This window comes from Acidobacteriota bacterium, from assembly GCA_003225175.1.
Lineage (GTDB): Bacteria > Acidobacteriota > Terriglobia > Terriglobales > Acidobacteriaceae > Gp1-AA112.
In genome coordinates, this window is sequence record QIBA01000034.1 from 107,460 (window position 1) to 117,917 (window position 10,458).

Genomic DNA, 10,458 nt, shown 5'->3' on the forward strand with positions numbered 1-10,458 from the left:
TCCGGATCGAATACCAAAATGAATCACCCTATGAAGAGTATCGTCATGCTAATTCTGCGTTCAAAATCATTTTTCCGGCTTCTTCTGTCCCTCGGAATTCTCCTGCTTGGCGCTAAATCAACCTTGGCGCAAGACTACGTCAATGGCACCGGGGCGCCGACATTCACGACTTCGCTTCCCGTCGAACTCGGCTTTGTCAACGTCTCGAACGGCAACCTGCATTTGGAGATTCCAATCGCTTCGCCACCACAGCGGGGCAACATCGTCCTCGGCGAAAAGCTGGTCTATGACAGCAGGATGTGGATGCCGGTCGACAACGGGACTTCGCAGGTTTGGCAGCCAATGAACTCCAATTCCGGATGGAGATTTGTGCACGTTCGCAAGTCCGGCACGGTAACCTACGACGCCAACGTTTACAACTGCACGAATGGACAATCAGGCACCTATACGGACTACACCAATTTCGTGTGGACGTCACCTGACGGAACAAAGATTCCTTTCCCGGTAGAGACCAAGAGCGGCTGCTCCGCCGACGTTTCCTCGAATGATGCGTTTGCCAGTGACGCTTCCGGATACCACATGTGGGTGTCGAATTTCACCCAGGCATACGTTATTAACACCACCGGCAATCAGCTTTATGACGTGCCGCGCGATAACAATGGAAACTACGTCACCCAGAAGGGCAATGGAGACGCCATTGATACTCTGAATCGTGTTCCAGTTACAACGACTGTCGTTGGCAATCAAACGTTCCTTGACGTGCTCTCATCACAAAATACGACGAATCGCTACACGCTGAATTACTCGAACATCACTGTTAACACCGCGTTTAGCCAATCTGGAGTGACGGAATACTCGGGGAGCATCCAGGTCCTCTCCTCGGTTCAGCTTCCTAACGGCACTAGCTATCAATTTACTTATGACAGCTACGGTGAACTTGCTACCGTGACTCTGCCGACAGGAGGGCTGCTCTCCTACGGCTACACGAATTTTGTCGATTCTTACGGCCAAAAAAACCGCTGGATCAGCAGCCGTACGACTGTCGGCGGCACTTGGTCCTACACACCAAGCGTGATCTCTAGCTGCAGTGGTGGCTCGCAGAATTGTCAGCAGAAAGTGGTTGTAACCAAGCCCTCGAACGATTCGATTCAATACACTTTCACGCTGAACGGGGGCGCCTGGAACAGTCAGGCGGTCTATTACGACCACTCCGGAGCGCAACTTGCTACGGTCACCAACGATTACGATCTTTCCAAGACGTGCACAGGATGCAACGGCGCTGCATATGTCACGAAGTCACGGCACACGACCAGCCTGAACAGCAGCACGGGTACGGTCACAAAGAAAACCGAATATTCCTATAACGCTACCTGGAACACGCTTGTGACCGCGGTGAAGGATTGGAACCTCTATACAGGTACGCCAGGCACCACTCCAGACCGAGAGACGGACATCACCTATGTGAGTGACGACGCTCACCTGTCCAAGAACATGCTGAACCTTCCCACTTCGGTTACTGTGAAGAACGGCGCAGGAACACAGCTTGCGCAGACACTCTATACCTACGACCGCTACGATCTCACCGGATTGTCAGATGTACCTGGCGTTGTTCAGCATGACAGCGCTTTCGACATCTCGCGATCCACGCGTGGGAACGTCACCACAGTCCAGAAGTGGGTGGCGGGCAGCACTTACCTGACGTGGAAATACTGGTATGACATAACCGGACACGTCACCAAGAGCGCTGATTCGGCCGGCAATATCACCACCTACAGCTATGCGGATAATTTCTATACGGATACGGGCGCTAACCCACCGCCCGGCTACGCCCCCTCGGGAGTGACGAACGCTTATCCCACAACGACTACGCTTCCCATAATTGGCGCGCAAACGGCAGGATACTATTTCGGGAATGGTGGCGCCGCGTTCAGCACCGACCAAAATGGAGCGACTTCGTATTCCCACTATCTGGACCCTCTTAACCGTCGGACGATCACCACCGATTCCGCTGGGGGTTGGGTCGACACTTCCTATACCTCCGCCACGCAGACTGACACGTACACTGGCATCAATGATGCAACACCGTCAACCGCTTGCACCAGTTGCCGCCACGACCAAACCATTTTTGACGGTGTTGCCCGCAAGATCCGCAGTTCTCTCGTGAGCGATCCCGAGGGGACTACCTCGACAGACACGAGCTACGACGTAAACGGTCGTGCTGGAGCAGTATCAAACCCCTACCGAAGCACCACGGAGTCGACTTATGGGACAACAACTTCTATATACGACGGTCTCGACCGTGTCACCCAAATCATTCGGCCTGATAACAACGCTGTAAACGTTTCATACGGAGCCGCTGCAGGTTCGGTTTCACAGCTGTGCTCCATCGGGACTTACGGCATTGGATATCCAGTGCTGTCGAGCGATGAGGCGGGTAAAAAGAGACTGACGTGGTATAGCGGCTTCGGCAAGATAATCGAAGTCGATGAGCCAAACTCTTCAGGAATACTCAATGTAGCCACCTGTTACAAGTATGACGGCTTGAATAACCTCAAAGCTATCGCGCAACAGGCCCAGAGCCGCACGTATGTCTATGACGGTCTCTCCAGGGTCACGTCTTCCATTATCCCGGAGAGCGGCACGACGACATTTTCCTACGTCAGCGGCAGCAGCCTGTGCAGCGGCAATCCCAGCAATCCGTGCAGCCAGACAGATGCGCGTGGCATAACGACGACATATGCATACGATTCCTTGAATCGGATCAAACAGAAAAGCTATTCCGATGGCACTCCGACTGTGACCTATGAATATGATCAGGGCTCACTGTGGACTGTCCCGCTTAGTAATACGAAGGGTCGGTTGAGCCATGTAGCAGTAGCCGGCAACCGATCAGAGAGGATTTTCAGCTACGACACAGTTGGACGCATTGTGCGTCAAACAGAGTGTCTGCCTTCGAATTGCGGGATAGCGGCGTTCACGACAACTCTGACCTACAGTCCGGGCGGTAATCTGGTTACGATCAATTATCCGAGTACCCGGCAGATTACATATGCCTATACCAATGCGGGAAGAGTCTCGTCAGTCACCCAAACTTCTATCCATGGTTCGGGGCAAAATTATTCGTACGCCTCAGGTCTAACCTACGCTCCGACTGGAGCCGCGAAAGGATTACCGCTGAATGGCGGCTCGGGACTGAGCGAAACTTACAACTACAACAATCGCCTTCAGATGATCTCCCAACAGCTGGGAACCGCTTCAACAACTTTCATGAGCCACTCGTTGAGTTACCTGGATGCGTCTGGAAACAACGATGGCAATGTGATGAGCGTAGCGGATAACCTGAGCTCCGCACGGACACAATCTTTTACATATGATCCTTTAAATCGATTGGCCACAGCTAACGAAACCAATTGGGGACTTGGTTACGTTTACGACGTCTACGGCAATCTGTTGCAGCAAAATGTGACTGCGGGCACTGCTCCTGGCCTGAGTGTCCTCGTGAATACAAAGAATCAGATTGCCGATAGCGGCTTCTCCTATGATGCCGCCGGCAACCTGACTTCAGACGGCATGAATACATACGCCTACAATGCCGCCAACCAGTTAACGTCCGTAAATGCGGGCGTAGGTACTTATACATATGATTACGGTAACGTGCGCGTCCGCAAGGATACCGGTTCGACTTACACGGAGTACATTCGCGTCGGGGGCAATGTTATCGCGGAGAATGACCCGGCTAAGGGCTGGTCTGACTACATCTTCTTGGGCAATCGTCGCCTGGCTCGTGCGGATGATTACTGGCAGAATCTGCGCATCTATGGAACCGCTAACTCCAGCGGTCAATATGCCTTCTTCTATTGGGGAAACCCCGGTGCTCTGAATAATTACACGATTCGTTCAGGTGACAAACTTTACCTCTGGCAATATCAATTCACGGGTGCAAAGGGAGGAATGATTCTTTCCTTCGGTGACGGTACAAGTTCTGGCTGGACGGTGAAGGACCAGGATGGCTATTACCTGAACGACGATCAGACACAAGCTCATGGATCATCATGTACGGGCAAATCGCTCTAGAGAGCTCTGACGGCACGGTCAGATCCCTCTACACCGGGCAATCCAGCTCTCCGATCGGCTCGGTTGCCGGAACTTCCGGGGAGACAGGTCTCGGCCATCAAATCGACATCTACTCCGGGCAGGGTAGCAATACGGCTCTAACCACGGCTTATTACCACGGAGATCATCTGGGCTCTGCCAGGATGATGACATCCGGCAACGGCTACCCAATTTGGCAAGCAACGTACTTGCCGTTTGGTTACGAATACAATCCGCAGCTCACAACAAGTCACTACAAGTTCACCGGATATGAACATGACGATGAGTCGGGTCTGGAGAACGCCAACGCTCGCATGCTGAGCAGCCAGTTTGCTAGATTCACAAGCCCTGATCGGCTGTCAGGTCACCTCTCCAATCCTCAATCGCTGAACAAGTATGTTTATGCCCTTGACAATCCGATCGAAAACGAGGATCCAACCGGAGACGACACTTCATCTTCCGATGGCGGCAGCCATGGCTTCTGGGGGTCCATAGGAGGATTCTTCTCGAATGTATGGAATTCTGTCAGCGGCGCGGTTGGCAATTTCTTCAGCCCAAATCCCGGGCCGCAACCAACAGAATCAACCACGACTACAATTATCTATAACGGCCAAGTTATTGGTGGGGGAACTACTACCCGCAGTGGCACATCGTCAAGCCCCCCCCCATCTTATGATCCTCCGATTCCCCTTGATATCTTTCATAACAGTCCGTCTTGTCCCAATTGTGGAAGCACCTGGGTTAATGCCGCCGGTGCTGGCAATGCAGCTGGCTACGCTACATTGGGGGTCGCAGGACTTGGGCTTGGAATGATGGGAGGCTTGGCTGGGGCAACCACAGCTGTCTCACCGATCGCGGACGGTACGATGGTTACTGTTACCCATTACACTACTGAGGGAACGGCTGCCCTGATAGAAGAGTCAGGAGCAATCAATGCTGAGTCTTACGTTACATTACCATCTCAAATTCCACCCGGTTCGAGTCCGATGGATGTTCAATCTTTGTTGGAGATTAATCCAGGAAAGGGGGATTTTTCTGTGACATTTCAGACACCACAGACCAATCTGTTCATTCCCGAGGGAGGCCCAGTCACCAGCGGGGGGTCTCTACAATTTCAACTCTACAATCCTGTGCCGATCCCTCCGGGTTCCTTCGTGCCAACTCCATTTTGATGGGGGTAACGAAATGGGAGCTAAGAAAGGACCGAATGTAGCCGAGTTTCCGGTTGGCAGTAGGGTGCGAGTTAAAGATAAGGAATTTCTGTTGGAATTCATGAAGAACTGGAAGTATCACAATCCATTGCAACCGGACCAGCTGCGATATTCTGGAAGGAAGGCTAAAGTCTCGAATGTAGGCTTCTATTTCGGTGGAGACGAATTGTACAGACTCAAAGGTATTCCAGGTGTCTGGCATGAGATCTGTTTGGAGGAGAGTTGATTAAGTTCGCCAGGAACGAGAATAGCCGAAGCAACAAGCAAGAAAGCGCCCAAATGCTCGAATCAATTAGGAAGGCAAATGCGATAAGCCGGATGGTCTCCAAGGAGTTCGAAGCCGGTAATCTCAATAAGTGCATCGAGCTTATCCGGGATGAACTCGTTCTTAGAAAGCAGGAGCACGATATTCGTGGCGAAGTAAATGCATTGCAAAATCTTGGGCGAGTCCACGACGAACTAAAAAGATGGAATGAAGCCGTTGCCGATTATCAAGAAGCCTACGGCTTGGCTAGATCTCTCGAGGATCCTTCGCTCCTTGCACGCTTGACCTCCGCTATAGCGACAGTGCTGTATCGCAGCGGCGAGCTTCGCGGTTCACTTGATTATTATATGCGGGCATTCTCACATTATGAGCACTGCCGCAACCTTGAGATGCAGGTTCAGCAACTCTCGTCGATCGGATTTATCCAGCTGCACCTTAACATGCCGCACGAGGCAAAGACTTCCCTCAACAAGGCGAGGGAACTCTTTGCAGAAAGTCCTATATCGGACCGCGTTCGCGCGGTGGTGATGTCATCTCTCGCCTCTGCGTCTGAAACTTTGGGGGAACTGCTGGAGGCAATTAAGAGCTATGAGCAAGCTAAACAGCTATTTCTGAGATGTGGAGAACACGAATTGGCCGGAAAGATTCAAGGGAAACTCTTGTTTCTCCTTAAGCGCTCAGCTTCGACCAACACGGAAAAGCCTCATTGTGCGTAGCAGGGCTTGCGTCGCCCACCACTCCAGGTAAAAATCTCAGAACACTTTGACCTTGATGATGAACACAGCTTGCATCGCCACTGGCAGCTGCCTTACGACACCATGTCATTCGTGCCATAACGCATTGATATTGGCCGAGAGACAAATTTGCGCTGAATAGACCTCAGGGGAGACGCCGATCCCCAGCCCAGGCGCATCAAATTGCACAGTATGGTAGGAATGACGGTCTCATTGGTGATGTTCATTTCTGGAGTCACCCTCGCTATGCACAGCAGCGATGTGGGAAAAGGAGCACTTTCAGGCGATCACATCTATACGAATCCAGTGTTGGGGATGAGAATCAATTTACCGGAGCATTGGGAATTCTTCACGCCCGAAATGCAAAGCAGATTCGGGCTGACACCGTCGCCGCCCCGCCCGGCTGATCCAAATTGTAAGGGTCCATTTTGCAACGAAGACATCGATATTGCTTTCATTTCAGTTCCAGGGACACGACCTATTGGCACAATTTTCTTGGCCGGGTGGAAACTCCCCAAGGAGTACCTAACGAGCAAGAATCGGGCTTGGCAAAGCTCCGGCTTATAGGCTGACGGCACTGAATCCAAAAAGCCAAAGCAAAGTTTTCGGATATGTTGCGGAAACCCACGACCACATTTTTCTCCTGACCGTTACACCCTATCCAATGTCGAAGGCAGCGGATACTCTTCAACAGTCGATTGAAAGCATGGCGCTCGCGTATCCTTAAAACCCTAACTATTCCTTTCTATGCAGAACGGAACCCAGATATTGTCGGCTTTGCAGCTAGACGGTGTGATCGGCCGTTTTACGGTGGAAAGACTTCATCAATGGCAAGAAGCCCAGCCGCTAACAGATATTTTGGATCATTCTGCTGCGGTTTATTCGTCGAGGGCCGACTCTCTCATTCTGGAGATTGTTCAACTCGGCGGAACCAAAACAACTTGAAGGCAAGTCGATTTGATGGTTCGCCCACCGATTCCGGAATTCTGCTGCTTGCAAGAGCTCCGAGATCGCATGTGGCGCGAAGCAAAAGCGCGCGGTTGTGCCGTCTAGCATAGTTCAGCAACGCTTACCCGAAAATTCAGGGCCCTTAATCCTGAAACCTTAACACGCGCGAACCTGCAAACTGCGAACGACATGACTAGGAAGGATGTAATCCTCTCGGATTAGAACATATATTCTGCAACCCTAGGCATCATCGAACACTCGACTCAGCATATTCCCTGATGCAGGCAATGCTTTGCTCGCGATGTAATTCATTTGTGACTTCCTCAAGTCCTTCCTACGAAATCAATGAAACCATGATTACGAAATTTGGCGCTCTCTATAAGCAGAGGCTGGCTCCTTCCGCCAGCGATCACAAGCACTCGAGATTCCCATCTACATTCCGGCACACTTTCCGGAGCCAAGTAATTTTCTTGGCGTTAACTACTTGCTTGTTAGCCGTCTTTGGAATAGGTGAAGAAGAATCTTCAAAACGGAACAGAAGCGCAGAACCAACATCGTGGGCTGTGCAAACGATGCGGACCCTATCGCTTGAAGAAAAAGTCGGCCAGATGTTGCAAGTGCGCTACTTCGCTGACTACGACAACTTCGAAGCGGCCGACTACAAGCAGCTGCGCAGTGAAATCCAGCAATATCACGTCGGATCTCTTGCATTGGGACTTCATATGCGCGGAGCGAATCTGGTACGGATCTCGCCAATTCAGGCCGCCCGGGTAGCCAACCAGATTCAGACTGACTCTAAACTTCCACTGCTCATTGGGGCTGACTTCGAGCGCGGCTTAGCCTCTCGCCTGGTAGGAGTTCCTGGATTCCCATTTCCCATGGCTTTCGGTGCCACTGCAAACACCCAGGCGGCCTATGATCTTGGCAAAATGACTGCGACAGAAGCCCGTGCGCTCGGCTTTCAATGGGCATTTGCTCCGGTCGCGGATGTGAATACCAATCCTCTCAACCCGATCATCAATGACCGCTCCTTCGGCGACGATCCGAAGGCAGTGGGGGCCTTCGTGGCCGCCTTTGTCGATGGAGCCCATGCAGGCGGGCTCATGGTAACTGCAAAACACTTTCCGGGTCATGGCGGCGCATCTTCGGATTCCCATAAAGGCATTCCCACGATCACCGGCGATCTTCAAAACCTTCAACGTGTCGAGTTCGAACCCTTCAGGCAGGCGATTCGAGCTGGAGTCGATGCAGTTCTCATCGAGCATGCGAGAGTCCCTGCTCTAGATCCTGATCCGCTTCACGTGGCTACAACTTCAGCAACGGTGATCAACGGTACTCTAAAGACCAAATTGGGATTTAATGGCTTGGTGATCACGGACGCGCTTGAAATGCGTGGACTAATGCAGTTGTATGCTTCGCGGTGTCAAAGTCCGACAGCCTGCGCTGCGGTAGATGCCGTGAAAGCGGGGAACGATGTGATAGCACTTCCAGAAGATCTGGACGCCGCTTTCCATGCGATCGTGAATGCGGTTCGATCCGGCGAGATCCCTGAAAAGCGAATCGATGAATCCGTACTCAAGATTTTGCAAGCTAAAGAATCATTGGGATTGGATAAACATCGAATCGTGAATCTCGATGGCATCGACCCTACGATGAACGCCGCAGGCGCCGACCGCTTCGCTCAAGAAGTTGCCGACCGCGCCATGACCCTCGTCAGAGATAGCGGAAGGGTTTTGCCTTTGAATGAAACAGAAGTGCACAGTGCGGAGCATAATGGTGCCGGTGCTCCGGTCTTTGTTGTTTTTAAGAGCAGTTTATCGAGCGACTCAGGCGATGCCTTTGCTGCCGCAGTCAAGCAGCGGATCCCCGCGGCCCAGGTATTTCTGATTGACCAGACGAATGCGAAGGGCATTAGCTCGAGTTTGATAAGCGCGGTCCAGAACGCTAATAAGGTCATCATCGCCACTGCGACCTCGCACACAGCAATCAGAGAACGAGTGTTGAATGGAGTGGCCGTCACCTCCTTCGGACTGCTTGGACCTTCTGAAGCCCTCATGCATATCTTGATGTCGGTCGCTTCTGAGAAGATCGCGGTGGTCGCTATTGGTAATCCCTACGTCATCGAAAGTTTCCCGGAAATTCAGACGTACTTATGTACGTATTCCCTTTCTCCCAATTCCGAACTCAGTGCTGTCAAAGCGATTTTTGGTGACATTCAGCCGACAGGAAAGTTGCCGATTGTATTGGCCGGTATCGCAGATCGCGGATCTTCCCTGAGCTGGAAACACAGCGACGATGTCCAAAGGACTCAAACGGCAGTCTCATTCTTGTCTCGCCCGAAGCCTGCTAAGAACTCCAGCCAGAATCCCGTCAATTAATCAGCGCTCACTTGAGTTGATTTCAAATACATCGTGGCTGTCGGTCGCTCAGCGTGCTCCGAGAAGAACTCGCTGCAAATCAAGTCCGACGGGAACCGGGCTGACTTTCGCGTGCACGTTGAGGGCCCGCTGCGAAACCTGGCTCGGGTTGTCTGCGACAAAGTCTAGCGCTTAGGCTGCGAGGCAGCTGCGCAACGCATTCCGCCATGCACATGCGCAGCGCATCGAGTTGGAAATCCGCTATGACTAGCGGCAGTTCCGCTTACGCGTCCGCGACAACAGCAAAGGCATTGACCCGAAAATCCTTGGTAGAGACAGACGCGCTGTACGTTACGGTTTGCCCGGCATGCACGAACGCGCCAAGCTCGTGGGCGGTAAGTTTGCTGTCTGGAGCAAACTCGACTCCGGGACTGAGGCCGAGCTGAGCATGTTTCGCGCAGCAGTCGTGAGTAGGCGGCGAATCTCTTTCGAGAATCGCCGCCAAATTGTTTTGGCAAGCGCTAACTTTTGCCGAAGGCATGGGCATTAGTAGAGATAAGAGCTGTATCGCAGTGGCGGAACGACGCACCTTTCTGACGTGCAAACCCAGAGAAAAAATACTGCGAGGGGCGACCATTTTTGTCGACTCGGCGCCCATTAGCAGAGTAGCGAGGACCCATGAAAAGCTGCTGGATGCCGCAGGCGCCAGTGCCCTGAAAAGCAGGTAGATTTTTCTAAGGCAAGATTTTTTAGCTTTTTCACCCTTAGAAGCGGTGAATTTTCCCGAATTGATGTGCATTAGGAGATATATATGGGCGCTAGTCGCGAAACAGGTGCTCTTGTCCACTAAC

General features: G+C 52.1%; 7 protein-coding genes and 1 pseudogene (1 of these 8 cut by a window edge). 7 read left to right on the forward strand and 1 reads right to left on the reverse strand.

What is annotated here, in order from left to right:
- Positions 1 to 18: 18 nt before the first annotated feature.
- From DMG62_05735 to DMG62_05765, 7 genes are all read left to right on the forward strand, one after another.
- The gene (locus DMG62_05735; protein ID PYY23948.1) at positions 19 to 4,074 is read left to right on the forward strand and encodes a hypothetical protein; all 4,056 of its coding nucleotides are present in this window, start codon (positions 19 to 21) and stop codon (positions 4,072 to 4,074) included.
- Positions 4,053 to 5,264, forward strand: coding sequence for a hypothetical protein (locus DMG62_05740; protein PYY23949.1), 1,212 nt, complete (start codon positions 4,053 to 4,055; stop codon positions 5,262 to 5,264). Before DMG62_05735 ends, DMG62_05740 begins: the two co-directional genes overlap by 22 nt.
- Positions 5,265 to 5,277: 13 nt before the next feature.
- Positions 5,278 to 5,529 carry a hypothetical protein gene (locus DMG62_05745; GenBank protein ID PYY23950.1) on the forward strand — a complete coding sequence of 84 codons (252 nt, stop codon included), beginning with the start codon at positions 5,278 to 5,280 and terminating at the stop codon, positions 5,527 to 5,529.
- A complete protein-coding gene (locus tag DMG62_05750; GenBank protein PYY23951.1) occupies positions 5,526 to 6,284 on the forward strand; it encodes a hypothetical protein in 759 nt (252 codons plus the stop codon). Before DMG62_05745 ends, DMG62_05750 begins: the two co-directional genes overlap by 4 nt.
- Positions 6,285 to 6,494: 210 nt before the next feature.
- A complete protein-coding gene (locus DMG62_05755) occupies positions 6,495 to 6,869 on the forward strand; it encodes a hypothetical protein (protein PYY23952.1) in 375 nt (124 codons plus the stop codon).
- Between the two features lie 180 nt (positions 6,870 to 7,049).
- Entirely contained in the window at positions 7,050 to 7,247 is a 198-nt protein-coding gene (locus DMG62_05760; GenBank protein ID PYY23953.1) for a hypothetical protein, read from the forward strand.
- A 281-nt stretch (positions 7,248 to 7,528) separates the two neighbouring features.
- Positions 7,529 to 9,628, forward strand: a complete 2,100-nt coding sequence (locus DMG62_05765) for a hypothetical protein (protein ID PYY23954.1) — start codon at positions 7,529 to 7,531, stop codon at positions 9,626 to 9,628.
- A gap of 262 nt (positions 9,629 to 9,890) precedes the next feature.
- Here DMG62_05765 and DMG62_05770 read toward each other — a convergent pair.
- Positions 9,891 to 10,458, reverse strand: a pseudogene (locus DMG62_05770) (hypothetical protein) (it continues 86 nt past the right edge of the window).

Bases quoted from the DNA above. Each gene is read 5' to 3' on its own strand.
- DMG62_05760 (PYY23953.1), top strand. From the start codon at position 7,050: ATGCAGAACGGAACCCAGATATTGTCGGCTTTGCAGCTAGACGGTGTG.
- DMG62_05740 (PYY23949.1), top strand. From the start codon at position 4,053: ATGTACGGGCAAATCGCTCTAGAGAGCTCTGACGGCACGGTCAGATCC.
- DMG62_05755 (PYY23952.1), top strand. From the start codon at position 6,495: ATGGTAGGAATGACGGTCTCATTGGTGATGTTCATTTCTGGAGTCACC.
- DMG62_05765 (PYY23954.1), top strand. From the start codon at position 7,529: ATGCAGGCAATGCTTTGCTCGCGATGTAATTCATTTGTGACTTCCTCA.
- DMG62_05735 (PYY23948.1), top strand. From the start codon at position 19: ATGAATCACCCTATGAAGAGTATCGTCATGCTAATTCTGCGTTCAAAA.
- DMG62_05745 (PYY23950.1), top strand. From the start codon at position 5,278: ATGGGAGCTAAGAAAGGACCGAATGTAGCCGAGTTTCCGGTTGGCAGT.